Genomic DNA, 26,074 nt, shown 5'->3' with positions numbered 1-26,074 from the left:
ATAAGACAGCGAACGAGCAAAGTTTGTCAAAGTCTGTCGCTGCAAACGTGAACATTTTGTTAACATTAATTCGATCGGGAGAATGTGACATGCTCTGCCATACCCTGAACATATACTTACCTGTGCTATACACTAGTCAAAATAAGTAACGGGAGGATGACACTATGAAATTGGATCTTGGATGCGGGACGAACAAGCACTCAAACTTTGTCGGACTGGATCGATTGTCGCTTCCGGGCGTTGATATCGTCAGCGATATGAATGAGCCTCTTCCGTTTCCGGATAACTCGCTTGCCTTCGTGATGGCCTCTCGCTCCTTGTCCTATGTGAACGATTTGCTCGCTGTGCTATCCGAAATCTACAGAGTTTGTCATCACAAAGCCATGGTCTGTATTTTGGCGCCTTACGCCCACCACTTTCGCCATATGTCCAATCCGTATGTAAGGCATGCGTTTGACGAAACGACACCGTACTATTTAACCAACGATTTTTTTCAGCCTGATATCCAGCTTAGCTGCCCGCCGGTGATGGATTATGCCGCGCTGGCCCCATTTGACTTCCGGCTGCTTCGCATGGAGCTGTTCTACGAGCCCAGCTACACGACAGGCTGGTATGATTCCGAGGAATTAGAAGCGCTACGCAGCACCCAGCCGAATGTTGTGCGAGAAATCATGTACCATTTCCTTATTGTAAAGGAGAATATTTCGCATGATGAGTTAGTGCGGTACAGCAGACAGCCGCATTTCGAGCCTTCCTGTGTCGAAACGTTACGACAGGCCCAATATCAGCAGGGACGGGACGTGTGAGCCGCATCGAAACCTTTCGATCCCAAAACTATGTATCTATTGGTAATATTGTATTTATTTTCCTCGTAACAAGCGAATACGATAAAAGGGTCCTCCGAAACAGCAATAAACGGCGATAAAGCTGTTCTACGAAATGTATCTAGCAATTTTATCGTGGACATACATGAATCTCGACCATCACCAATATGCTTTATCGAAATTGCTGTCGAACCCCCGGCATGTTTTCCAAATCAAAAGGGAGGTGCTCCGCATTGCTCTTGTAGTCAGAGCCACCCTGAACGCAACGGGTGCCATTACCTTTACCGGCAACACGCTTGGACTCAGCAGAGCCAATCAGGAAGGAACTCCAGGGACGAACGATTCGATCGGAGCTTTTATCACGGTCAATACCGCATTGCGCCACGGCTCCTATCCACCGGGAACGACAAGCGCCTACTTGAACAACAGCTCCTCCGCTGTCCTGGTGCTTCCCGCCGGAAGCAATGTCTTGTATGCGGAGCTGATTTGGGGAGCAACTCACATCGTAGGCAATACGAACTTGTCGAGCGTCATTAACAATGCGGTCAGCTTCACTACGCCGACGGGCAGCTTTAATGTAAGCCCGGATCCTGCAACGAGCAATGAGTTTGAGCTGGCCGCCGGTGCCTCCGGCTATGTACGGAGCGCCAATGTTACTACCCTAGTTCAACAGGGCGGCGCCGGCACCTATACGACAGGGAGAGTTGCGGGCATTATCGCGGGAAGCAATGATCTGCCCGTGAATGTAGCAGGCTGGACGCTCGGCGTCATCTATCAGAACCCCTCGCTCCCCTTCCGCAATATGTCGCTTCGGGTCGGGGCCGTCCTCGTGCAGGCGAACTCCACTCCTATCACGACCACGCTGTCAGGCTTTGCCACCCCAGTTAGCGGCGTTCTTGGCGGCCGGGCTTTATTCAGCTCATTGGAGGGCGATGCCGCGCGGACCGGCGACCAAGCCTTGTTCGGAGCTACGACAAGCTCGCTGGCAGCACTGTCAGGGCCTAACAATTTGGCAAACAATTTTTTTGCTTCGCAAATTAATAACGACAGTGGAAATCTTGATACGACAGGCACCTTCGGGACCCGGAACCAAACGAACGGCAACCCGGGAACCAACATCTCCGGTGGCCGGCAAGGCTGGGATATTACGAACGTAGACATCTCCTCCAGGCTGGTCAATAATCAAACCTCTGCCGTACTACGGCTAACCACCTCCGGTGACGCCTATGTCGTCAATGCCAATGCCATTCAGGTTGATATTAATGCACCGCGCATTACAGTAACGAAAAGCAGCAGCTCCTCGGGAGCCGTCGTCGGAGATATCCTTACTTATACGGTTACGGTGAGCAATACCGGCACCGCGAATGCCGCCAGCGTCGTCTTGTCCGATGCCTTGCCCGCCGGTACATCGTTTGTGACAGGCAGTGTGATGGTGGGGGGAGCCGCCCGTGTTTCTGCGGACATCCAAGCGGGAATTCCGTTAGGCTCACTTGCCGTCGGTTCGTCCGTAACCGTAACCTTCCGTGTCCAAGTATTGCAAGGTGCGGCTGCACAAAAACTGGTGAATCAGGCGAATGCCGCCTTTACGTTCCAAAGCCTTGCCGGCGGGCCTTCGATTACCGGAGTGATTCCTTCCAACGAAGCATCGGTTCAAGTGTATACACCGATCATCACGCTCCGGAAGACGGCAAGCGCCGACTTAGCGACGGTTGGCGAAACGATTACTTATACCGTTCTTGTCAGCAATACGGGAAGCGTCGGCGCCAGGGTCGTGCTGACAGACAGCATACCGGCAGGCGGCGCTTATGTCGGCGGTTCGCTCCAAATCAACGGAGCCCACGTCTCCGGGGCAGAACCTGGAAACGGGGTCCAAGTCGGCACCGTACCTGCAGGCGGCTTCGCCACGGTCATCTTCCAGGTCCGTATCGAGTCCGTTCCTACCCCTCCGCAGCTGACGAATCAAGCCTCCGCGACCTATACGTACCAGCCTCCGGACGGCCGTACACTCAGCGGCAGCGCCGCTTCGAACGCGGTGGTAACACCGGTCGCGCTGCCGAATATTACAATCCGCAAATCGGTAAATCGGACGATCGCTGCCGTCGGTGAAGAGCTAACCTATTCATCCGTCATAACCAATAACGGTGTTTCCGCCGTAACTGATGTGGTCTTTCTGGACTCGCTGCCGAACGGGATTCGTCTCGTACCCGGCTCCCTTAGCTTGAATGGCGTTAGCTTGCCGTCGGCCAATCCTGATGCCGGTGTATCCATCGGCAACCTTGATGCCGGAAGCTCGGTAACGGTTTCCTTTCAAGTCCTCGTAGAGTCCGTGCCGACGTCTGCAGCCGCAGTCAATGAATCCCGCGTCTCCTATCGAAGCGGAAGCTTCTACGGTCAATCCGTATCCAATTCCGTGGTTACCTCCATATATCAGTCTGTGATTGTGGTTACCAAAAGTACAACCGTCGCTAACGCTGTGGTCGGACTTCCGGTACCGTTCACGATGGTCCTGCGGAACACCGGGAGTCTCCCTGCGATTGTAGTGCTACGGGATCCTCTTCCTTCACAGACATCCTTCGTCACGGGCAGTGTCCTCGTGAATGGCAGCTCGCGGCCGGAGGCCTCACCGGTCGACGGAATCGAGCTTGGTTCGCTTGCTCCGGGCGCCTGGGCTACCGTCACATTCCAATCCGTTCTTAAGGAGCATCCGTCTCCTAGTCGACTTTCCAACCAGGCCGTTGCAGTTTACAGTTATGTGCTTCCTGACGGACGCACGATGTCTGGAGCAAGCAGCTCGAATGTGCTGGAGATCCGTGCCTCTGCCCCTGTTGTCACCATTACGAAAGAGGTCAATTCCACAGAAGCGGCCGTTAACGATGTGCTTCGTTACATACTAAGAGTTACAAATAACGGTTCCGCGACAGTCACGAATGTGATTGTGACCGACACGCTGTCTGCGGAGCTTTCGGCGCAGCGCGCCCGGATTGCCGTGAATGGGATTCCGGTAACCGGCGCGACTCCGGAAACAGGAATTCCGATCGGTAGTGTAACGCCCGGAGCAACAGCCGAAGTGATCTATGAAGCAAGGGTAACCTCGCTGCCCGCCTCCGGCTTGGTTGTTAACGGAGCAGCCGCAAGCTACTCTTCCGGCACCTTCCATGGTGTCTCTTACGCAGCACCGGTGACAACGCAGGTATATACCCCCTTGATTCAGGTATCGAAATCAGTCAATAGCGCTGCGGTCATCCTGGGGGATACGATCGGCTATACGTTTGTCATCAGCAACACCGGCAACATTTCGGCCGATGTCGTGTTTAGCGACATCCTCCCAAGGGAAGCTGTGTTCGAGCCAAATAGCTTTATCATCAACGGGATACCCACACCCGGGGTCCATCCCGAAGCAGGGATCGCCTTGACCGCCATCCCGGCGGCAGGATCATCTATCATCACTATGGTAGCGCGTGTTACATCCCTCCCCCCCGGCGGACTGCTCACGAATGTGGGCAGAGCCACCTACACATACACATTGCCAAGCGGAAGACAGGTTACCGGAACCGCAAGCTCTAATCAAGTCGCGATTCCCGTCTCTTTCCCGACCGTCTCCATTACCTTGAGTACGGATGCCGTCAGCGTTACTGGGGGAGATACGATTACTTACACAGCGGTGATAACCAATACAGGGACTTCCGCTTCGGCCAATGTTTTTTTTACTGACGGCCAGCCACAGGGCACTTTATTTGTACCCGGCAGCTTGACGGTGAATGGCGCTGCACGGCCTTTCGCAGACCCTGCTGCCGGTATTCCGATCGGTACCTTGGCGCCGGGCGCCTCGGCAACGATCCAATATGAGGTGAACATCATCATGCCTACTCCTCCGGATATTCGAAATCAATCGACGGTCAGCTTCACAACAGGCACCGTCTCCGCAAGCTCCAGCTCCAATGTTACGGTTACCCCCGTTACTCAACCGGTTATCGCGCTTCTGAAAAGTGCCGATACGAATAACGCTACCGTAGGGGATACTGTAGTCTACTCGGTTCAAGTGAGCAACAGCGGAAACCTTCCAGCCGAGGTAACCGTCTCGGATACAATCCCGGCAGGCACATCAATGATTGACAATAGTGTGAGCTTGAATGGCAGACCGTTGCCCGGAAGCATCCCGTCCTCGGGCATTCTTGTTGGTACGGTATCCCCAGGGCAGACCGTAACAGTACGTTTTTCCGTTGTTATCGAATCTTTGCCTTCACCACAAAGACTATCGAATGCGGCTGCAGCCGCCTTCACCTTCACGACACCGGACGGACGAACGGAAAGTCGTTCGGCGAGCTCCAATACGGTTACCTTCCCGGTTTCCGCACCTAACGTTTCCGTCAGTAAAGCTACGACAGTAACAGAAGCCGTTGTGGGGGATACCATCCCCTTTACTGTTACGATTACGAATAACGGGGTATCTCCCATCAATAACGTCGTATTCTCCGATCCGGTGCCGGGCAGCACTTCCTTCGTGCCCCGAAGCACGGTGGTTAACGGTACGAACCTGCCGGGGGTTTCGCCGTCGGAAGGCATTCCGATCGGCAGCATTCCCCAGGGCGAATCCGTTACCGTTGCCTTTCAGGTCAGAGTTGATCAAATCCCCCCTGCAGGGGTCATTACCAACCGGTCCTCCGTCAGCTTCACTTCGGGAGCGTTGTCGGCTTCTGTGTTTTCTAACGATGTCACAGTCCCGGTATTTCAAACAAATTTGACAGTTACCAAGACCGCCGATACGGATAACGCTACCCAAGGCGATACGGTCGTATTCAGGATTCTCGTAACCAATTCAGGAAATCGGGCCGCACAGGTGTCGGTTACGGATTCTATCCCCGCGGGCACAAGCTTTGTTACGAACAGCCTCCTTGCAGGCGGCACTCCTCTACCCGGGGTGAGGCCGGACAGCGGCTTTCCCCTAGGTACTGTCGAGCCCGGAGAGACAGCAAGCGCATCGTTCGCGGTAGTCATTAACGAGCTCCCGGCTAACCAGCTGATCGAGAATAGCGCTGCAGCCCGCTTTACCTTTACCACACCCGGGGGCCGAACGGTAGGCGGAACGGCCGTATCGAACACGGTTACGTTCCCCGTGTCCGCCCCGAATGTAAGTGTAGTGAAGAGCACCACCCGAAATGTTGCGGCGGTCGGGGATACGGTTCCTTACACTATCGTCGTAACGAACAACGGGAACACGGAGGTGACCAACCTCATCTTAACGGATCTTCTTCCGCAAGGAACGGCTCTTGAGCCGGGGAGCGTTACGGTCCAGGGGAGCACGGTGGGCCTCGCTCTAGAGAACGGCTTGCCGCTTCCTTCGCTTCCACCCGGCGCCACCGTTACCGTCACCTTTGCGCTGCGAGTTACGGAACTCACCCGTGAGGCCGTGATTCACAATCGGGCAACTGTCAGCTTCAGCTCCGGGGCATTCAACGCGCTGAGTGTTTCCAACACTACCTCTACTGACGTGGTTCAGGCCATTGTCAATGTGAATAAAAGCGCAAACCGTTCCGTCGCTACGGTCGGAGATACGCTTGTATTCCGTTTGTCTGTTGTTAACTCAGGGAATACGGAGGCAATCGTCAATCTGACCGACACGATCCCGGAAGGAACGTCCTTCATACCGAACAGCGTCGTCGTGAACGGCACTCCGCTGCCGGGAGCGAACCCGGAGGGCGGTATTCCAATAGGGACCGTCGATGCCGAAATTACGTCTACGGCTTCCTTTGCTGTCGTGATCAACCGGCTTCCAGACAATCAGCTTATTACGAATCAGGCCACCGCAGCATTCGCCTTCACCTTACCGAACGGGAGAGAGCTGACGGGTACTTCCGTATCGAATGCGCTGAACATTCCTGTATCCGCACCGAATGTAAGTGTGGTGAAGAGCACCCCCGCAATAGATGCGGTAGTTGGCGATTTGATCCGATATACGGTTGTTGTTACGAATAACGGGATAGAACCAGTCAACAGTGTCGTTCTGTCCGATCCGATCCCTTTCGGAACTGAATTTGTTGCCGAAAGCGTAACTGCTAACGGATCGACTGTACCAGCCGCCAATCCCCAAACAGGCATTCCGCTCGGAACCATCCCTTCCGGCGGAAGTGTGTCCGTAGACTTTACCGTTCGTGTTACGGATGAGCAACCGATTCCGAAGGAGCTCGGTAACCAGGCCAGCGTCAGCTTTACCTCCGGCTCCTTCTCAGGCAGGTCGATTTCCAATAGGGTGACCACTCCGGTCTACCAGCCGAACATTTCTGTGGTCAAAAATGCGAATCGAAACAACGTAACGGTGGGCAATAATGTAATTTATTCCTTCCTTGTCCGAAACAGCGGCAATATTCCCGCCGCCGTCATTCTGCGGGATGCCATTCCGGCCAACACAACCTTCGTGGAGAACAGTGTGATCATCGACGGCAGCCCCCGGCCCGGTGACAATCCGGCGGACGGCATTTCGGTCGGCACCATCGCTGGCGGGGATACCGTAGAGGTCACCCTGACGCTGCAGGTTTCCGTCGAAGCCCTTCCGTCGCCTCAACAGGTGATCAATCAGGCAACGGCCGAGTTTACATTCGTTCCACCAAGCGGTCGAAGCATCAGCGGCTCGGTGACGTCGAATCCGGTTGCCGTTCGCGTTTCCGCACCGGATGTCACGGTAATCAAGAGCTCTAGTCGGGACAATGCGATAGTAGGCGATACGATTGTGTACACGATTCGAGTCACTAATAACAGTAACGATAACGTTAACAATGTCGTCCTCACAGACCCCGTGCCGGAGGGAGCCCGTTTGGTTGCAGACAGTGTAGCGGTAAATGGTGAGCCACGTCCGGGAGACCGACCGGATTCAGGTATTCCGCTTGGTACTATCGCACCCGCCCAGTCGGTTGTTGTAACCTTTGAGGTGATTATAGAATGAAGCAGGAGGGTCGACCGAAGAAGACGATATGGAATCAAACAGTGGTCAGTTTCAGCACCGACCGTTACCGCGGGCAGGCCTACTCCAATGTGGTCCAAACGTCCGTTGTCGGCCCTAAGCTTATATTAGAAAAAAGCGCTAGCGAGGCAGCCCCCTCACTCGGCAGTGTGATCACCTATCGATTGAAGCTTGCCAATCTGGGGGATCGGGAAGCGGAGGCAATTCTCTTTGATGCTCCTCCGCAGGGCACCGAGCTGCTGGCGGGCAGCCTTAGGGTGGGAGACCTCCCGAGTCCTAACGGTGATCTTCGGGAGGGGATCTCCTTCCCCTCCCTTCAACCCGGGTCATCGGTTGACATCAGTTTTATGGTCATTGTGAAGCATTTGCCCGACTCCGGCTCCGGCTCCGGCTCCGGCTCCGGTTCCGGTTCTAGCGGAATCACCAATCAAGCAAGAGTCACCTATCGATTCATCGCCCCTGACGGGCGTATCGCAAGCGGAGAGATTTTGTCCAATCGAGTCACGCTACTCCCGCGCCAGCCTGCCGTTCGTGTTCTCAAGAAGGTCTCCAGCATACACAGCTTTCGTGGTGATTTGCTTACCTATACCATTGAGATTATCAATGACGGTAACTACAGCATGAACCGGATCGTGTTGAAGGATAAACTGCCGGACGGTATACAATGGGTGCAGGGCAGTGTCAACATTCAAGGCAGCTTTCATCCGAGAGCGAACCCCGCTAAGGGGATCGAGCTTGGTTCGCTCGACGCGGGAGCAACCCTTACCATAGCCTTCACTGCGACGGTAACCGCCTTAATTGCTGCTTCTTCAGAACCTCAGCGAATTACAAACCAGGCCCGTGTCACTTACCGGCATAAGGATGAGCACCAAGCCGTCTTCTCCAATCCGGTGTCGGTTCACGTATGGAATGGCAAAGTCCGCATTCGCAAAAGGGTCAATGCCGAGGAAGCGGCCGTGGGAAGCCAGCTCCGCTACAGCTTCGAGATCGAGAACCGGGGGAACCTCCCGGCCGTGCCGAAGTTTTTCGACCTTTTGCCTAAAGGTACCTTATATGTTTGGGACAGTCTGGAGACAGACCGCAAGCCAAGCCTTCGGGAACACCCCTCCAAGGGGGTTGTCCTGCAGCCGCTGCAGCCGGGAGACAGGACTATGGTTACCTTCTTGGCTACCGTGACCGATGCGAGTGAGGTCATCAGCAACAGCGCCTCCGTAGAAACGACTTACCGGCTGCCCGACGGCAGGACCATGACGGATTTGGTAAGGTCCAATGTAGTGCATACTCGCGTCATCCGTCCGGTATTGTACTTAAACTTGGCGGTACAGCCTGTTGTTGCGGAGCCATGTATGCCTGTCACGATCAGGGCCACGCTGACGAACCGCGGCAACACCGCGGCGGACGTGATGGTGTACGACCTCATCCCGGCTGACACAGCTTGGATTCCCGGAAGCCTCCGGATCTCCGGCGTACGGCAATCGTATACGGCTCTCGTGGGTGGCGTTTCAGTTGGTAGAGTGGCCCCTGGAGATGACATCGAACTCGTTTATGAGCTTGGTGTCTCCTGTCATCCTGAAAGAAATACGATTGAGATACGGCTATCCGCTGCCTACCTCTATCTTGTCCAGGATGTGACCTATGAGGGCCTGATCTACTCCAACCCATCGCGCATCCTAATCGGATATCATGAAGAGTAGCATTCTCTATCGATACGTAAAGACAAAGAGCACATTCTGCTCCCGCCCATTTCGCTGGCGAGAAAGAATGTGCTCTTTTTTATACACCGATGAATGAAGCTATTAGGCCTCAACGCCCATGCTTCTTAGATTCGTGAAGCTGCGCTGCAGACAATCGAACGGGTCGGCACCGTAGCATTGATCCTGCTCGACGGCCCCCCACTCCACGCCGATCTCCTTGCAGGCTTCCAGAATTCGTGCGAAATTCATGTTTCCTTCGCCAACCTCGGCGAAGCGCTGCTCCCGTGCGTTTACAGCCACCATGTCTTTCAAGTGAACCACCTTCATCCGGTCATCCATTTTGCGAACCCACTCCGCAGGGTCGCCCCCACCCGATTGAATCCAATATACATCAATTTCAAAATCAACACATTCCGGATCCGTTTCCTGGAACAAAATGTCCATCCCTGTCCGACCGTCGAATTTGGCCATTTCAAAATCATGGTTATGGTAAATAAACTTAAGTCCGGCGTTATTCAGCTGCCTTCCGATCTCGGTGGCTTTCTTGGCGAACGCTTCGTAGCCTTCCTTGCTTCCCCGGAACTCTTGAGGCATGCCGCCGAGGCCTACGTACTTACATCCCCATAAGTGATGCTTCTCGATGACTTGATCCATTTGCTCTGTTAGTTCTGCGTACCCGATATGCGTTGCACAAATGCTCAGCCCTTCGCGGTCCGTCAGCTCCTTGAGCGCTTTGGGATCGATAGGTCCCACACCGGACACTTGCACCGCGTTATACCCGATGGCTTTTACCTTCTTTAACGTTACGGCGATATCTTCCGGCGTTTTAAGATACTCCCGAAGCGTATACAACTGTGCTGCCAATCTCACCTATCTTCACTCCTTTGTCAAATGGTAGCAATCTTAGTACAAGTACACACAAATTATACGCTTACATTTCCTTTTCGTCGATATGCGCGTATACATAAATTTTTGTACGGTATATATCCTTGCATGTGATCACTCTTTGTGCTTCCCATCCGGGGATGGCGAAGAAGATACTGATCACGTACGCTCCGGGTGGCAGCTTATCGCGGAGTAAGCCGCTAAGCTTCTTCATTGCCCCCGGAAACAGGTAGCACACTACGGCGGCCGCCTCCCCATAAGGGTAAGCGTACAGGTCTCCGTAATGAAAGCTTATATCCTTGTATACCTCAGGGTGAACACGCTTCAGAACGGCTGACATGAGCCGCGAGACCCCCAGCGGAATCATCGAATTTTCGATGCCGATCATACGTATTCCCCGAAGCCGCCTTTGTAAAGAAAACGCCAGAGTCCCCCAGCCGGAGCCTGCTTCAATGATCGTTCCGCGAATACCGAGCCGACCGACCTCTTGGGCTACCGTCCGGCGGACGAGAGAGGATGAGGGCATGGGGGAAATCCCGTTTTTCCAGCTCCTATATACCAAGGAAACAGTCATAACAAGCATAGCTCCCGGCAGCAAACCCTTTGCGGTCGTATACAGCAGCTCAAGCATGATGTCCGGTCAACTCCCGTGTGATTCGTATTCAACGAATTGTACCATCTGCATTAGGGGGAAGTCCAACCCCCCCTTCTAATGTCCGCATATGAATATATAGATTACGATTCACTATTATAAGAGGTTAAGGAGATGCGCAAAGGCATGATTAGAAAGCGTCAGTGGCATGTCAAGGACAAGTGGAGCAGACATCTGGGACTGGTGGGACATCGCGGGCTTGCACGACATATACCACCAACGCGTCCGCTCAGCCGCAGCAGCTTGAATACGTATCTGAGCAAGTATCGTGTCAATTACGTCAAACCGGTTTTCGGTTCGTTCGGCAACCGCATTATGAAGGTTACCAAATCGGGCTCCCAATATCTGGTGCAGCGGGAGCAGCAGGCTCAGCTCGTCGGGCCGAAGAAGATATCCAAAATCGTGTTCGGGCACACGAGGGGCGGACGCTTCTTAATTCAAAAAGGAGTTTCCTTGGTTAAGGTGAAGGGACATCCTGCGGATTTCCGGCTGCTCATGCTGAAGCCGAAGGATAAATGGCTATGCATGGGGATTATGGGCAAGGTCGCTTCCGGTACTCGGATTGTTACCAATTACAATCATGGGGGTAAGGCCATTCGGTTCCGGGATTCTCTTCGACTAGCCGGACTGTCACCCAAACAAATTCGTCAGGTACAGGCACAAATGATTCGCATAGGATTTATGGCGGCGAAAAAATTCGAGAAGCGTTATAAGCACTGCCGGAGGCTAGGCATCGATTTTGGCATTGACTCTCAGCGCAGTGTGTGGATCATCGAGGTGAATACGAATCCGTTCTATGAGCTTTTTCGTCATCATGAGGATCGTACGCTTTATCGAAAGATAGACCGTTATATGAAAATCATCAAAAGAGAACAGCTCAGCTACTGACTCGTAGCTGAGCTTTTTTTTCATGCTTTTCACTTTTTATCCAGCGGGTATAGAATAATGTCGATCGGGAAAGCCGAGCCCGATGCGGGAGAGAACTCGAGGTCAATGGATTTCTCCGTTCCGTTCGTCCTCGCAATAATCGTATAACCCTGGTAATCCATCATGACCCCGGAAGCCGGAACTTGGATAATGCGTCCGTTCACCTCAAACGGTCCCTTAAATACTCCTCCGCGAGGAAGCACAAGAACGGATACGGCTGGGGGCGCTTCGATGTGAATTTTGTAGACCACGCCATAGTTCCCCAGATTGAGTGACGGTTCTTTATGGAAATAATCAAAACCGGTGACGAATTGATCCGAGGTGCCGTCGCCAATGGCAAAGCTGGACGGCTTCTTCACGGTTGAGGCATCAATGTTCCAGATCACCTCGGAGCCGCTGAACGTTCCCCGCACATTGCCGCGATAAGGCAGCTTCGGGTAATGGGTTAAATCGTTGATATGATCCTCATGCTCCATTGCGACAAAGGAGAACAATACATCCCCATCCGTTTCGACGTCATACATGACGTTCATTCCCTGACCCGGGTAAAAGTCCGGCATCATTTTATAATAAGCCTCTTCCTGCGGACGAAGCACCATGGACTGCGGTTCGCCACGGGCTTGAAGGAAATCGATCGTCGGCTCGTTGCCCATCAGATTGGCATAAATCGTTGGGTATACCTCGCCTTGATTCGTCGTCTTGATCTTGACCTCTCGGTCAGGATTCAGATTACGCACAAGAATCGCGAATTTCATCCTCCGATCCGTACCGTTCACATGCGTGGCGTAGAGACGGGCTTTGCCGTTTACCTTCTCCTGGTATAGGAAGCCCTTGCCCTCGAAGGTTTCCGGACTGTCACTTACGATTAGCGGCCGGTCGGTCGGCTTCTGCTCCTTATGCTCCAGCTGTGGAATACCGCGAAGGTACTTTCGCAGCTCCGCCTCTTCTTTCCTGACGTACGTTCCCACAGGCGCGTGATAAACATCATGCTCGAACTCATTTAAATAGGGCTCGTCCAGTACAAGTATGTTCTGGGAATACGTCTCGCTGTAGTTCCCCAGACTATCCTGCACGGTTAAGGATACCTTATACAGCCCCGGAGTGTAGATCACGTCGGCATTTCCGATCCAGTCGCTGGACTTCAGCGCGGTTCCCTTCGGATCGTAGCTTATATTCGTATAATGGATCGGCTCACCGATCCGGTAAGCTTCCTTGTCGACGGCAAACTTCGCAACGGGCTTTACATTGGGCATGGCATCATTCGTAAAGAGCGTACGATCCGCCGCCGGCTTCACATACTGCAGTTCCACACGGCTTAGCTCTTTATTGAATTTCGAGTGAAAAGCGATCCATTGCTCCAGCCATGTGATATCCAGATACAATCGGTTCTCCTGAAGCAAGGCGTTCTTGCCCCAAGGCTGCTTCTCGCCATTGATAAAGAAAGACTCCTCCGTCAGGGACGCCTCAAGAAATACCTTCGGTGTCGTGATCAGAACCGAACCTGTGGACTCGTTCCATTGGACGGGAGTGCCGAACAAGCCCGGCAGCTCCACAGCAGGAATATAATACCGTCCCTCGCGCTCGACGAGCGGAGCTTGCATTTCCAGCTTGACTCCGTTACTGTACGCGGTTTTCTCCAAAGGGTAGAGAAACATTTGTTGATGCTCCGGAACGGCAGCTGCTGTGGTGCTTGCAGCCGCCGCGTGCTGCTGGCTGACGAACGCCCCCAGCAGCAGAGAAGCGCCAAGGCATAGTATGAAGGATTTATTTTTGCTTATCATAACTTAGTCCTGTCCTTTCCTACCTTTTCTCTTCCAGCGGGTAGTAAATCCATTGTGCGGAAGACGTGCTTCCCGGTGCAGTCATCCATTCGATCGTAATTTCCGCCTCAAGGCCTGTAGAACGATAAATGAGTAGAGCGCCGTCCTGGTCCGTTAGACCGCCTTCGGGCAGCTGCATAACCTTGCCGTTAACCTTCAACGTTCCGTTCACAAGACCGTCGGGGGCTCTCAGTCCGATCGCCGCTTTACTCGGGAAGGTCATTCGCATCTTGTATACCGTACCTATATTCGTAGCATCAGGCGCAGGGGTCGTCCATTGCGATACCGCGGTCAAGTTCTTCACATAGGCTTGGAGCTTTACTTCCGATGCGCCGGTACTCGAAGCAACTACTGCATCAGTAACTGCTGCATAATTAGGAAGGGCTCGGATGGAGTCAAACTCCCCTGTCACAACAAAGCCGGCCTCCAATGGCCCGTCGCTTTCCATATCCTTCATATGTATAATGCCTTGTCCCGGTTGAAGGGTGTACCGCTGTAAGGTTACTGTCTCGCCAGGCTTGACCTCGATCCATTGATCAAGTGCGGGCTCGGTCATAAAGCTTGCCACTGCCGAAGCTGCAGACGCGCCATGAAACAAGGTCGGTCCCCCCATGCCTTGTTTGCTGACAGAGATGTGTCGTGTTTCCGTAGGATTCGGGTTATGCAGAAGGATGGCGAACTGCTTGGATTCCTTCATTCCAAGTACATGATGGGAATACAGCCTTACTTTTCCATTGATAGTCTGCTTCTTAAGCAAACCACTCTGCCCAATGGTATGGTTGACCCCGCTCACGACCTGAAGCCTTTCGTTCCGTTCGGTAATCTCTGAGGATATTGCTGGCGCGTCGGATAAGTTCCGCTTCCATGCCGCATTGCTGAGCTTGGCCAAAGTACCCACCGGCTTCGCATACCAAGGGAATTGCTCCTCTGTCAGGAAGGTATCGTCCGTCACCTTGACGCTTTGCGTAAACGGCTCGCTCCATAGACCGCTCCCATCGCGCACCTGCAGCGTAACCGCGTGCGTACCCGGCTCGAAGAAGGCGTCCTTCTGACCGATCCAACGGTACTCCGGCAAGCCCTCGGCATCGGCATCATAGCTCAAATCGACATAGGCTACCGGCTCTCCCTTGCGATATTCGGCCTTATCGGTAACGAATTTGGCAATTGGCTGAGAGTTCGGCTGGATGTTCTCGGTATACACCGATTCACGGTAAGCCGTCTTGGTGGGTCCGGTATAGGTAAGCTCCACCCTGCTCGGGTTCGGCTGGTACACATAGGTCACTCCCATATAGGGCGCAATCCAGCTCAGCTTTACTAGTAAACTATCATTCTGAATGATCGACGTTTCTTCTAAAGGTACGGAGATCCCGTTAACCGAGGCCGTTGCCCGGTTCAGATCCCATTCGATATAGGCATGTGGTGCCGTCAGTCCGATCCTCCGGCTCTCCGCCTTCCATACCATGGTCATACCCAGCTGCTGGCTAACCCAACGAATGGGCACGTAGAAGCTGCCGTCTACTATGACCGGAGCTGTAGCTAACGTCGTCTGAAGGCCGCTCACTTCTGCCGCGGTCTCGCTATCCTGCAGCTTGAGCTTGATGGTGGTGCCGGACACTTGAGCATCCGCCGCTTGCCCCTGTGCTGCAAGCAAGCCAAGCAGCAGGGCCGTTGAAATCAAGTATTTCTTGTTCAAGCGAAATAACTCCTTTTACTAGTAATAGAATTGCCAGTAAGCCCACTGTACCAGAATTTGAGACAAAAATCATCCCTTCCGGGTTGAAGGGACTTGAGCGATAATATTAGAGGATTTCGGTTATCCTATTTATGGTAATTATTCTTATTTTCAAAGGAGATCCATCCTTATGTCACCCTATTTAGAAGTTACCCTAAGGACTGTATTGGCTTTTTGCTGGTTGTGGGCATACACCAAACTCTTAGGGAGGCGTCTCATTTCACATAGCTCTCATCATTTATTTGTACTTTCCATGACCTTAGGAACTATAGGCGGTAACATGGCTTTTAATATCAATATTAAAATGCAGTATTTCTTACTATCGCTTCTTCTTATCAGTGGTATCGGCTACAGCTTAATGCTGCTGTCTCTCAAAAGCCAAACGGCCCGCAAGCTGATTTCCGGTCAGCCGGTAGTCATTATTAAGGACGGTCTCCTTGTTGAGGAAAACCTCCTTAAATACAAATATTCCATGGAGGCCTTAGAACAAGGATTACGTGGTAAGGATGTTTTCGATGTTAAAGAAGTGGAGTATGCAATCCTAGAAATCAACGGCGCGCTGTCCGTATTGAAGAAAAAAGAATATCGAAGCCTCACCCCCAGGGATTTGAACCCTAGCGACTCCCATACCACTGGATAACTTCCTGACCGAGAAGCAAGACGCCTATGAAGATAAGACCCCAGCGAAATATAACCTCCGCTGCGGATCCCGTTTCGATCGCAAGCCATTTGGGCAGCAGCCGAATTTTGAATGGAGCGGGCCACAGCAGTCTCACCCCTTGCTCGTTGAGTAAATCGATTAGCGGATGAGTGGCATAAGCGAACAGTAACGTCCAGAAATAGAAGGACGGCAGCGGTATAGCCAGCACGGTCAAAGCTAGAATGAAAACAAGCGAATGCGTCAACGTTCTGTGTTTGATTTGGAGAAACCGGAGCAAGGCGGACAAAGGAAAAAAGAGCTTTGCCATGACGGACCCCGGTTTATCTATGTCGGCTAACGGACCGGCAAAGCAACCGATCAATACACCGGCAGCTGTTTCCCATGAAAGGATAGGTACTCCTGATTGTAAAATAATAAGCTCCGCGGCGAGCACTCCGGCAACACCGTGTGTTTTTTGCAGCAAAATAAGAACCTCCGTTCGGTGATCTAAGCTCCATTGTATCATATTACTTCACATCGAATAATAGTGCTAAAGAAGCTTTCTCGCAGTAGCGCTGCCGAACACCGGGCTTATCTGTTCTTTTGCCGTGCGGCCCGTTTATTCGCCTATAGCACTTTTGCAATTGCGGACCCCTTTTTGCGCTTCCCACGTGCCTCTAGTTGCAAATCTGCGATTGGACGCTACTGTTCGTGGCCTGGTGGCCCATTTGTTCGCCCTTTTATCGCACATTTGCAATTGCGGACCCCTTTTTGCGCTTCCCACGTGCCTCTAGTTGCAAATCTGCGATTGGACGCTTTGGTTTGCTGCACGGCGGCCCGTTTGTTCGCCTCCTATTGCACTTTTGCAATTGCAGGCCTCTTTTCGCGCTTCCCACGTGCCTCTAGTTGCAAATCTGCGATTGGACGCTTTTGTTTGCTGACCGGTGGCCCGTTTGTTCGCCTTTGCCTTAAAACAAAAGCCGAAGGCACCCAGGCCTTCGGCTCTAAGACCACCCTACCTGGTGGAATAATTGATTTCCTGGGCAATGAATTGGATTTCCGTGCGGCGAATAAGCTTCACAGGTTCAATAATTCACTAACCCAGAACATTGGCATATCAAGCTGCTCCCCACCATATCCGGCTAGTTGCTTCAGCGTGGTTGATTATCACGGTCCCACTGGTTCACCTCGTTCGTGATCGCCTCTCCGCCGCTGCGATACCACATCTGAATGAACTCATCCAAGGCATGGATTGGTGCCTCTCCGTAGACGATCTTCAAGAAAGCTTCCTTCTCCATCGTTTCCAATAGCGGCCACTTTCGCTTCATCGTCGACGTATAAGGACCGACAAATTCGTTCTTCTGAGAGTATGCAAGCTGTTTGTCTCCGATAATTCTCCCCTCGAGGTAGAGCCGGGAGGAAGTAGCCGCGAGCCTCTTCTCATAGGGCGACTGCACCTGCCCGCGGTACACGCGATTCTCGATGCTTTCTCCGAGCATGATGTTCGGAGGCGTGCTTCCGGGTCCAAACAGCAAATAATTCGTCAGCGTGCTGGTTACACCTGGAAAGTCATACTGGATGTCCCCGTCCTTACGCATATAATCGTAGCCTTCGCCAAAGCCGATAGCGAAATCCGAATCGGGGTCTTCTATGAAGGTACCGTACACTTCATCCCAATACGCGAAAACAGCATCCATTTGCTCGAAGCCCTTGCGGAAAAAATATGCACCGTACGACAGCCGGGAGCCGATGCGGCCGATCCGGCCGTCAGGCCCTGTCGGGTACGGGAGCGGCTTCATCACAGTCTCGTCCGGCTCCTTCCGCATCTCACCAAGCGGCCAGCCTCCCATCCACCCGGGGCCGGAGATCACCCCGGCTTGACCGGACGTGATAAGCTCGACCGCTTTCTGCTCGTCGTGCGTGCCGAAATCCGGGTGGAGATAGCCTTTCGCATACCAATTCCGCAGCTTCATCAATGCCGGTTTCAGCTCCGGCTGCACCGAGCCGTAAGAAAGGGTACCGTCCTTGCCCCGGTTCCACTGGTAAGGTTGATCCGCATACGCTCCGAAAACGAAGCTCGCATCCCCCATCCAGCCGTTCAGCGTGTTCTTCCCGGCAATCGCCAGCCCAAAGGTATCCTGCAGGCCATTGCCGTCCGGATCCCGGTGGGCGAACCCCTCAAGGACCGCTTCCAGCTCTTCTAGCGTCGTCGGCTCCGGCAGCCCCAGCCGGGCCAGCCAATCCTTACGGATCCATAGAATCGGATCGCCCACCTTGCCGTCGGAAATTTGCGGCAGACCCCAGGCTTGGCCCCGAAGGGATACGGTCTTCCAAACATCCGGGTTTTTCGCATAAGCCTCTTTCACCCTATCGGGCGCATAAGCCTCGAAGGCCTCTTCCATCCTTATGAAGCGCCCCGAATCCACGAGCCCCTCCAAGAGCTCCGGAATCTCATGCTGGGTAAGAAACAGCACATCGGGCAGCTCCTCTCCTCCCGAAAGCGCAAGCTTGATCTTGGTACTCAGCGCTTCGTTCTGACCCGTCAAAAGCCACTTATTCGTCTGCACAATTCCAAGCCGTTCCTTGGCCCACCGGGTTATCGGGTTATTCTCCGGAGTGTCGCCCGCCTTCAGTTTATCGTAATCCTTCAGCGCTTTGGCCGTTGAGATCACAACAGGCGGATCGAACCTGGGGGCTTTCTTAATGCGTTCAACGGCTTGCGGAGGAGGTGACGTGACCGGCTCCGGGTTCACAGGCGCCTCCTGACAAGCCACCGCAGACACAGCGGCTAGGGATAGGATGAGTAGAAGTTTCACAAGCTTGATGAGCATCGGATGCTTCACCCCGTTCCCAGGCTAATTTGAATCGTAAGTATCGTTCCCTTCGGTTCTACACTAGCCGCAATATTCATGATGCCGCCTGCTTGACGAACCCGCTCCTCCATCCCCTGCAGGCCGAACCCAACAGCAGTGCCATTGTAAGGTATGCCGTTATTCCACAGCAAGAAGACGAGCTCTCCGCCTGCCGTCACTAAGCGGAAACGAAATTCCGTGGCCGCCCCATGACGCAGCCCATTGGTAATCCCCTCCTGTAACGCATGATACAGCGCTTTTCGAATCAGGGGATCGCTAATCGGCTCAGGCAAATCCAGCTCGTAATCCACCTGAAGATCGGCCGCTTGGACCACATCTCCAAGCAGCTGCCTCAGCTCTTTTTCCAAGTCCCCCGCTCCATCAGGTTCCCGCATCATCCGCACAGCCTCCCGCATGCTCTCTAAGCTCTCCCGCACCATTCTTTGCGAATGCTCCAGACGCTGCAGCCCTGCCAACTCATTCTTGAGAATCAGCAGCTTGGCCGCTTCCATCTGCAGTAATGTCGTTGTCAGCGTATGTCCCACGATATCATGCAGGTCATGAGCCATTCTCTTCCGCTCCGTTTCCAGTATCGTTCTCGCCTCGGCTCTTGCCTCCAGCACATCCGCTTGAAGCTCCATCATGCGCCGTTGTTCCTCCCGTTTACGTTTCCTTTGTTCGACGAGCTCTCGAACCATAGGAATCAATTCTTCGTCTCTCACCGGCTTTAGAAGATAACCGACCGCGTGCAGTTCCAATGCTCTACGGGCATATTGGAAATCGGCAAAGCCCGTCAGCAGAATACAATCTACCATAGGATGTTTGCTTCTTATCCGCTCGATTAATTCCAGGCCGGACATCGCCGGCATACGAATATCGGTTACCACGATATCTACCGGATGCTGCTCCATCGTTACCAGCGCCTCCTGTGCGGAGTACGCCTTTAATACGGTTCCAATGCCGTGTTCCGTCCACGAAATCGTCGTCGCCATGCTCTCGACAAGGTGCTTATGGTCATCTACCAGCAACAACGTATATATAATTATCCCCCCTGATTAAGTTTTGGTTATGACCGGTCAATTGACCTCGGTTCGATTCCATCTCAGCAGCACCCTTACCCCGCCGGTATCAGTGTGCTCTACCGTAACACCCGATCCGTCACCAAACTGATATCGCAGCCGCTGATGTACATTCCAGAGACCGAAGCTTTCTCCCTCCGCTTTCTGACCGGCCACCCTTCGATTCAGATCTAATAGCTCCTCCCCCGTCATTCCTACACCGTCATCCTCTATAATAAGGGTATTCCGGTCCGGTTCGATGAAGCCGGTAATGCGAATCCCGCCCTCACCCAGCTTCGCCTCCAGCCCGTGCACAATGGAGTTCTCCACTACCGGCTGAATTGTCAAACGCGGAATCATCGCGGATTCCAGCGCTTCCGGGATGGATACATCGAAGCGGATTTTATCCAGCTGATCATTCATAATCGCCACATAGGATTGAACGAAGCTCAGCTCTTCTTTAACGGTAGTCACCATCTCAACATTGCGTGTCGTGTATTTATAGTAATCGGCCAAACGGTAAGCCATGGAAATGACCGGCTCGGTCCGCTTCATACGCGCCATACTGATAAGATAGGCCAGACTGTTGTATAGAAAATGTGGATTGATTTGCGACTGCAGCTGCTTCATCAAAGCTTCTCTCGAGCGAATCTCCTCCGCGTATACCTTCTCCACCAGATGCTGAATTTGCGAGGCCATTTCATTAAATTGCTGAATGAGACGGTAAAATTCCTTTTTCGGCCTTTCGTGAATGCGGACGGAAAACTCTCCCTGCTTCAGCTTCGATACACTCTCGGTCAGCAGCCGAATCGGGACCTGCACATTGTAGTAGAGCAGCAGCGCCGCGGCGACCCCCGCAAGCACAAGCAGACTGACGGCGGCGTAGAACAGGTGCTGGCTGCGTGTAACGGGCGCCAGAATATCCTCCAGCGGCACATAATCGACCAACGTCCAATTCAACATAGGCGAGGTAATATGGTAAACCAAATATTGCTTGTTATCCACAACCATGCGCTTATGGCTTCCCGGGTTTCCACTGGCAGCGTTCTCATAACTCTCTGCAATCTGCCTTGCTATCGTTTGATCAGAGGTTGAATTGAATACAAAGTCTCCAGGCGCCTTGTACAGGAACGGATCATTATTGCCTTTGAACTTGAATGAATCCAGCATGCTGACAATATTATCTTCCATCAAATCAACCTCTACAATGACGGAAGCGTTACGCACATCCTCCGAACCGGCCAAAGGCTCGACAAAATGTCGAGTGAACGACCGCTGGATCGAGCCGTTTACGCTGGTACGGCGAAGCGCCCATTGTGTATTGATCACACCTGACCTTAAATACCTCTCGTCATAAGTAATCGGAGACAGTGAAGAGAAGGCCAGCTTCGCCGCAGGGAAATAAAGATTGACCCGGCTCAAGCCCTCCGTGGAGAGACTGATCAGCCCCAGCTTCTTCTCTACCCGATCAATCAGCGCTGCATATTCATAACGGGATGCCGGAACTGCATTTTCAGCCAGCAGCGTGAAATCCGGATCCCTCGAAATCAAATTTGAATACTTCGACGCTTGCTCCAAGGTGTCCTCAATTTCATTGACGAAGTGAGCCAATCGGTTCCGATTGCTGATATTGATCTGCTCCTCGACTACGCGGCTGCCGGTTTGATTGGAATAAAAATACAGTATGATCACCGGAAGCATCAGCATTGCGATCAGCAGCAGCATTTTTGTAAAAAGATTCATAGAAGCCTCACCCTGTGTTTGTATAATACCTAGTTATTGTATCGGTGGTTGGTTGATAAAATGTTACCGCTTAATACAAGAACGGCAGACAAACCCGCGTGGCGCCTGACTTTTATGAACATCAAATCCAATGATTATGTACGTACTGCTCGCCTCGACGGTATGATGATGCCGCTGACCATTTCATCACACATCTTGGGGGAGTAATCTATGAGTAAATCGCTTACATCTTTATTGGCAACCTCGGTAGCGTTTTCATTACTGGTTGGTTGTGCCAACAGTAACACCGGCAGTCAAAGCAACCAGGGAACTACCGAGGCTCCCAAAGGCCCGACACCCATCACCATCATGGCCAACCTGCACACGCCGGAGGTGCCGAATCAAGAAATCGAGAAGCTGCTCGAAGAGAGAACCAATACGAACTTAACCATTCAATGGGTTCCGGACGGCAGCTACGATGAAAAGCTGAACGCAGCCTTCGCCACAGGCGGACTCCCGCAAGCCGTATTTATGCGGAATCAAACATCCCTGCTGCTGTTCCGAGAAGCGTTCCGGAGCAACCAATTTTGGGAAATCGGACCGTACCTTAAGGATTATCCGAATCTGAAGAATCTTGATCCGAAGGTATTGAATAATACATCGGTCGATGGAAAAATCTATGCTTTGTACCAAGAGCGTCCGCTGTCTAAGCAAGGAATTATTTATCGTAAGGATTGGGCCGATGCGCTTGGAATTCCGGCTCCAAAAACGATCGATGATTTATACAACATGGCGAAAGCGTTTACCGAGAAGGATCCGGACAAGAACGGCAAGAATGACACCATCGGATTCACGGATCGTAACGATCTCATCTACGGCGCTTTCAAAACCATTTCCTCCTACTTTGGAACACCGAATAACTGGGCTGTCAAGGACGGGAAAATTATTCCTGAATTCGAGGATCCGGCTTACATGGAAACCTTGAAATGGTTCCAAAAGCTGCATAAGGAAGGTCTGATTAACAAGGATTTCCCGGCTACTAGTAAAAATGATCAGCAAAACCTGTTCAACACCGGCAAAGCTGGTATTTATGTAGGCTCTCTGCAGGATGTCACAACGCTGCAGCAGAAGCTGTCCGGTACCGGCATGAAATTCGAATTGGATGTGCTCAATCGGATCGAAGGTCCTAAAGGACCTGGGGTATGGGCCCTTCCAGGCTTTATATCTGCGGTCATTTTCCCTAAATCCGCTGTGAAGACCGAAGCGGAGCTCAAGTCCATTCTGACTTATTTCGATAAGCTGATGGCGCCGGAAAACACCAACTTGATTTTCTATGGCATGGAGGGCAAGCATTACACACTGAAGGACGGCAAAGCAGAAGTTACCTCCGATGTGAAGCTGTGGGAGCGCGATGTCAAGGCATATCAAGCACTGATGATCGGCGGCGAGAGCACCATCAAAATGCTGGAGCCTACCTATACCCTGCCGGTTCGAGCCAAGGCGGAGCAGCAAGTGAAGGACAACAACAGCTTCCTGATTCATGACCCGACGCCTCCGCTCGATTCCAAAACCTATACGGAGAAGGGCTTGCGTTTGCAGGAAATCATCAAAGACGCTACTTACAAATTTATTCTTGGCGGCATCGATGAAGCAGGCTTTAGGAAAGAAGTCGAGAAGTGGAAGACGGAAGGCGGGCAAAAGATTATGGATGAATACACCGCTTCCTACCAGGCTGTAAATAAAAAATAAATCCTTAAACAAAAGGCTGATTTGTTAGCATATCGCTAACAAATCAGCCTCTCTTCTCTTGGTTACACCGTGCTTGGGTCCGCTTTTTCCGCGGAGGATTTGTGGCTCGCGCCCTGCTTAAACAGTGGACCTAACATGATTGCGCCCGCCGCGAACAAAAGCCCTGCAATACAGGAAACCGCGAACAGGGACATATTCGATTTAAAGACGCCGCTTAGAGACATTCCGATAACCATGAAGCCCATGAACATCGGGTTCATAACCCCGTTCACCCTGCCTATAAAGGATTGTTCGGTATTCTTCAGCATCAACGTATTAATGCCGATGTGAATGCAGGGGAAGAACAAACCGGCAATCGCCTGCGCCGCTAACGTGACTGGCGCGCTTGTAGACCAACCGATGATCATCGTTGTAATGACACTGCTGATCAATCCGGCCGCCAGCAGCTTCTCAGGTGAAACCTTCTTTGCTACGGACATCACGAGGCCCCCGCCGACCAGCATCGCTGCGCCGTTCGCCATCAGCAGCCACTGAAGGAAGTCTTTGCTCTTGCCCAAATTCTCTGTAGTAACGAAGATCATCAGCGGCTGAATCAGACCTACAGCCAAACCGGCTGCGGCAAACATGCCCGCCAATGTTTTGAGCGTAGGATTATTCCATACATACCGAATACCGTCGCGAAGCTCGCGGCTGAAATTTCTATCGGCTTGATTGTCTTCTGTTACCGTATCCGGCGGCAGGAATGCAAGCACCAAGGCGGATGCAAGGAACATCGCCCCCATGACACCGATGGAAATCTCGATTCCGAAGCGTTGATAGACGAACGTACCCAGCATCGGTCCAACGACCATGAAGATCGCCATCATAGATTGAAACATGGCCATCACACCTTGAAGCTTATCCTCCGCTACGTGCTGTTTAAACAGCTTCATTGCGGAAGGCTGGGAGAACTGAGATAAGATCGCCGAGATAAACGTAGCGAAGAATACGGCGTACCAGGAACCATAAACTAGCGTGACCAGCACGACAAACACCGAAAGCGCCGACAACAGGTCACACCATACCATTGTTCGTTTCGGCCTCCAGCGGTCGGCGAAAGTTCCGCCGATAATCGAGAACACGAAGATCGGCGCGAATTCAACGACCGAGATGAGAGACACATAATACGGATCATTATTCGTCAAGTCCGTGACATAAAGCAAAATGGCAAAGTTACGGATCCATATTCCAAGCTGAAGTAATACATGAGACAACAAAATCGATTGCACATAGCGATTTTTTAAAATCATGAGATTGTTTCGACACTCCTTTAATGGAAAAACCAACTAAATTTAACGCGCAATGCTAATTATATCCTTTATCACCAAAAGGTTGTAGACGTTCGAGCCACTGTTCCTCCAGCTTCTTCAGCCGATCCGCAGACTTCCCGAAATCGTCCTGCTTCATTTCTACTTCTTCCAATATTTCAAAAACAAATGACTCTTTTCCATAAGTGTTCCAATCCTGCTGTAGGCTTTTGCTCATATGGGTGCCCATGGTCAGACTGACCATTTTTCCGTTGAGCGTCCTCAGGTTCCGTGTGCTGTCCACAAACAGCTTCCCGTTCGCGGTATTACGGATTTGGTACACACCGCCTATCGTTTTCTGCTCCATAAATTGTGCGGCAAGCTCTTTCTTCCGATTCTTATCCATGGTTCTTCTCCTCTGTCGTTATACTTTAAGCCAATACTTGCTTCCATCCGGCTCCCTGTCCATGAAGCCGTACTCGATTAGGTACCTTCTCAAGGTTACATAATCGTGGTATACCTTCTCCAAAATTTCGTTCACTTCTTTCTCCTTGTAGCTCTGTCCTGCATCGAAACGTGAAGAAGCAATTTCTCTTAGAATGATCAGCTTCGACTTCTCTTGCATCTCGAAGGTTGTAATCGGTCCGTCCGTCCCCTCGGTAAAATACTTTGCCAGAATCGCCCTGCGCTCTTCCTCGGTCACATTATAGCGGTCGTCTACCATCTTCGCTGTCTTATGCACCGGTACAAAGGCGGGCGCATGCTGGTCCTTCTCCTTAAGCAGCTCCATCATGGCAAGAAATACCTTGGATTGGCGCTCCTTCTCCTTCAGCACGAAGCGATGATTGCGAATGGTGGAGCTGCTCCCGATATTGAGCTCCTTCTGCACCTCAGCGTCCGTCTTGCCTTGATAAAACAGCTTCAGCAGGCTGTTCTGGTGCTCCGTCAATCCGGTTAGCTTCTTATCCAGCGAGATCAGGTAGTCGAAAACAGAATGATGTGCTTTATCAATATGAACGCGGGTATACTTCTCCGCTTCGTATAACGTCCCATCCACCTGATAAATAACTCCTTGCTCGAAGGTTCTGCCGCAAAGCAGGCACATGTAATAATCGCGTTCCTGGATATAGCCCTTCTTGAGCTCCTCGACGGATGCTTCCCAGAATCGTTCGGAAACCTTCATGATACAACACTTCCTTGTAGCGTTTGTTAAATAGCAAACAATTTATAATTTCGTTTGCGATTTACATAGACATCTTATTAGAATGTTGGCGTTTT

General features: G+C 52.2%; 17 protein-coding genes. 6 read left to right on the top strand and 11 right to left on the bottom strand.

Annotation, left to right across the window (positions count from 1 at the left end):
• Window positions 1–164: 164 nt before the first annotated feature.
• The 3 genes from QMO62_RS25705 (at window position 165) to QMO62_RS25695 (ending at window position 9,473) form a co-directional block, all read left to right on the top strand.
• Window positions 165–806: a methyltransferase domain-containing protein gene (locus tag QMO62_RS25705; RefSeq protein WP_284645357.1), complete on the top strand. Its 642-nt coding sequence runs from the start codon at window positions 165–167 to the stop codon at window positions 804–806.
• Between the two features lie 133 nt (window positions 807–939).
• Window positions 940–7,761, top strand: a complete 6,822-nt coding sequence (locus QMO62_RS25700; protein ID WP_284645356.1) for a CLIPPER-2 domain-containing protein — start codon at window positions 940–942, stop codon at window positions 7,759–7,761.
• A complete protein-coding gene (locus tag QMO62_RS25695) occupies window positions 7,758–9,473 on the top strand; it encodes a CLIPPER-2 domain-containing protein (protein ID WP_284645355.1) in 1,716 nt (571 codons plus the stop codon). Before QMO62_RS25700 ends, QMO62_RS25695 begins: the two co-directional genes overlap by 4 nt.
• Before the next feature lie 102 nt (window positions 9,474–9,575).
• Here the strand turns inward: QMO62_RS25695 and QMO62_RS25690 are convergent, their stop codons facing one another.
• Together QMO62_RS25690 and QMO62_RS25685 are read right to left on the bottom strand one after the other, a co-directional pair.
• Window positions 9,576–10,343, bottom strand: a complete 768-nt coding sequence (locus QMO62_RS25690; protein ID WP_284645354.1) for a sugar phosphate isomerase/epimerase family protein — start codon at window positions 10,341–10,343, stop codon at window positions 9,576–9,578.
• Between the two features lie 61 nt (window positions 10,344–10,404).
• Window positions 10,405–10,989 (bottom strand): class I SAM-dependent methyltransferase, encoded by a 585-nt coding sequence (locus tag QMO62_RS25685; protein ID WP_284645353.1) that lies wholly within the window; start codon window positions 10,987–10,989, stop codon window positions 10,405–10,407.
• Between the two features lie 147 nt (window positions 10,990–11,136).
• Between QMO62_RS25685 and QMO62_RS25680 the strand changes: the two genes are divergently transcribed.
• Window positions 11,137–11,898 (top strand): YheC/YheD family protein, encoded by a 762-nt coding sequence (locus QMO62_RS25680; protein ID WP_284645352.1) that lies wholly within the window; start codon window positions 11,137–11,139, stop codon window positions 11,896–11,898.
• A 29-nt stretch (window positions 11,899–11,927) separates the two neighbouring features.
• Here QMO62_RS25680 and QMO62_RS25675 read toward each other — a convergent pair whose 3' ends face one another.
• Window positions 11,928–13,718 carry a stalk domain-containing protein gene (locus QMO62_RS25675; protein WP_284645351.1) on the bottom strand — a complete coding sequence of 597 codons (1,791 nt, stop codon included), beginning with the start codon at window positions 13,716–13,718 and terminating at the stop codon, window positions 11,928–11,930.
• 19 nt (window positions 13,719–13,737) lie between these two features.
• Window positions 13,738–15,450, bottom strand: coding sequence for a stalk domain-containing protein (locus QMO62_RS25670; RefSeq protein ID WP_284645350.1), 1,713 nt, complete (start codon window positions 15,448–15,450; stop codon window positions 13,738–13,740).
• A gap of 169 nt (window positions 15,451–15,619) precedes the next feature.
• Between QMO62_RS25670 and QMO62_RS25665 the strand changes: the two genes are divergently transcribed.
• A complete protein-coding gene (locus QMO62_RS25665) occupies window positions 15,620–16,129 on the top strand; it encodes a DUF421 domain-containing protein (RefSeq protein ID WP_284645349.1) in 510 nt (169 codons plus the stop codon).
• On the opposite strand, the gene QMO62_RS25660 is transcribed toward QMO62_RS25665, so the two are convergent.
• From QMO62_RS25660 to QMO62_RS25645, 4 genes are all read right to left on the bottom strand, one after another.
• Window positions 16,104–16,613, bottom strand: a complete 510-nt coding sequence (locus QMO62_RS25660; protein WP_284645348.1) for a metal-dependent hydrolase — start codon at window positions 16,611–16,613, stop codon at window positions 16,104–16,106. The genes QMO62_RS25665 and QMO62_RS25660 overlap by 26 nt on opposite strands.
• A gap of 667 nt (window positions 16,614–17,280) precedes the next feature.
• Entirely contained in the window at window positions 17,281–18,945 is a 1,665-nt protein-coding gene (locus QMO62_RS25655; protein ID WP_284645347.1) for a type 2 periplasmic-binding domain-containing protein, read from the bottom strand.
• A 23-nt stretch (window positions 18,946–18,968) separates the two neighbouring features.
• Window positions 18,969–20,012 carry a response regulator gene (locus tag QMO62_RS25650; RefSeq protein ID WP_284645346.1) on the bottom strand — a complete coding sequence of 348 codons (1,044 nt, stop codon included), beginning with the start codon at window positions 20,010–20,012 and terminating at the stop codon, window positions 18,969–18,971.
• A gap of 45 nt (window positions 20,013–20,057) precedes the next feature.
• Entirely contained in the window at window positions 20,058–21,782 is a 1,725-nt protein-coding gene (locus QMO62_RS25645) for a sensor histidine kinase (RefSeq protein WP_284645345.1), read from the bottom strand.
• 210 nt (window positions 21,783–21,992) lie between these two features.
• On the opposite strand from QMO62_RS25645, the gene QMO62_RS25640 reads away from it, so the two are divergent.
• Window positions 21,993–23,510 (top strand): extracellular solute-binding protein, encoded by a 1,518-nt coding sequence (locus tag QMO62_RS25640; protein ID WP_284645344.1) that lies wholly within the window; start codon window positions 21,993–21,995, stop codon window positions 23,508–23,510.
• 62 nt (window positions 23,511–23,572) lie between these two features.
• Here the strand turns inward: QMO62_RS25640 and QMO62_RS25635 are convergent, their stop codons facing one another.
• Genes QMO62_RS25635 through QMO62_RS25625 form a run of 3 tightly spaced genes read right to left on the bottom strand, consistent with a single transcriptional unit; the run spans window position 23,573 to window position 25,979 of the window.
• The gene (locus QMO62_RS25635) at window positions 23,573–24,799 is read right to left on the bottom strand and encodes an MFS transporter (RefSeq protein WP_284645343.1); all 1,227 of its coding nucleotides are present in this window, start codon (window positions 24,797–24,799) and stop codon (window positions 23,573–23,575) included.
• 55 nt (window positions 24,800–24,854) lie between these two features.
• Complete coding sequence (locus tag QMO62_RS25630) at window positions 24,855–25,202, bottom strand: GIY-YIG nuclease family protein (protein WP_284645342.1); 348 nt, start codon at window positions 25,200–25,202, stop codon at window positions 24,855–24,857.
• 18 nt (window positions 25,203–25,220) lie between these two features.
• On the bottom strand, window positions 25,221–25,979 hold the full coding sequence (locus tag QMO62_RS25625; RefSeq protein WP_284645341.1) for a DUF2087 domain-containing protein: 759 nt from the start codon (window positions 25,977–25,979) through the stop codon (window positions 25,221–25,223).
• Window positions 25,980–26,074: the final 95 nt, after the last annotated feature.

This window comes from Paenibacillus silviterrae, assembly GCF_030167925.1.
Taxonomy (GTDB): Bacteria; Bacillota; Bacilli; order Paenibacillales; family NBRC-103111; genus Paenibacillus_G; species Paenibacillus_G silviterrae.
The sequence above is the reverse complement of the archived record's forward strand: the minus strand, read 5'-3'. Positions and strand labels throughout refer to the sequence as shown.

What these genes read in the sequence shown, in the direction of transcription:
- QMO62_RS25700 (WP_284645356.1), top strand. Translation starts at nt 940, where the DNA reads ATGTATCTAGCAATTTTATCGTGGACATACATGAATCTCGACCATCAC.
- QMO62_RS25625 (WP_284645341.1), bottom strand. Translation starts at nt 25,979, where the DNA reads ATGAAGGTTTCCGAACGATTCTGGGAAGCATCCGTCGAGGAGCTCAAG.
- QMO62_RS25630 (WP_284645342.1), bottom strand. Translation starts at nt 25,202, where the DNA reads ATGGATAAGAATCGGAAGAAAGAGCTTGCCGCACAATTTATGGAGCAG.
- QMO62_RS25635 (WP_284645343.1), bottom strand. Translation starts at nt 24,799, where the DNA reads ATGATTTTAAAAAATCGCTATGTGCAATCGATTTTGTTGTCTCATGTA.
- QMO62_RS25645 (WP_284645345.1), bottom strand. Translation starts at nt 21,782, where the DNA reads ATGAATCTTTTTACAAAAATGCTGCTGCTGATCGCAATGCTGATGCTT.
- QMO62_RS25705 (WP_284645357.1), top strand. Translation starts at nt 165, where the DNA reads ATGAAATTGGATCTTGGATGCGGGACGAACAAGCACTCAAACTTTGTC.
- QMO62_RS25685 (WP_284645353.1), bottom strand. Translation starts at nt 10,989, where the DNA reads ATGCTTGAGCTGCTGTATACGACCGCAAAGGGTTTGCTGCCGGGAGCT.
- QMO62_RS25640 (WP_284645344.1), top strand. Translation starts at nt 21,993, where the DNA reads ATGAGTAAATCGCTTACATCTTTATTGGCAACCTCGGTAGCGTTTTCA.
- QMO62_RS25680 (WP_284645352.1), top strand. Translation starts at nt 11,137, where the DNA reads ATGATTAGAAAGCGTCAGTGGCATGTCAAGGACAAGTGGAGCAGACAT.
- QMO62_RS25675 (WP_284645351.1), bottom strand. Translation starts at nt 13,718, where the DNA reads ATGATAAGCAAAAATAAATCCTTCATACTATGCCTTGGCGCTTCTCTG.
- QMO62_RS25695 (WP_284645355.1), top strand. Translation starts at nt 7,758, where the DNA reads ATGAAGCAGGAGGGTCGACCGAAGAAGACGATATGGAATCAAACAGTG.
- QMO62_RS25665 (WP_284645349.1), top strand. Translation starts at nt 15,620, where the DNA reads ATGTCACCCTATTTAGAAGTTACCCTAAGGACTGTATTGGCTTTTTGC.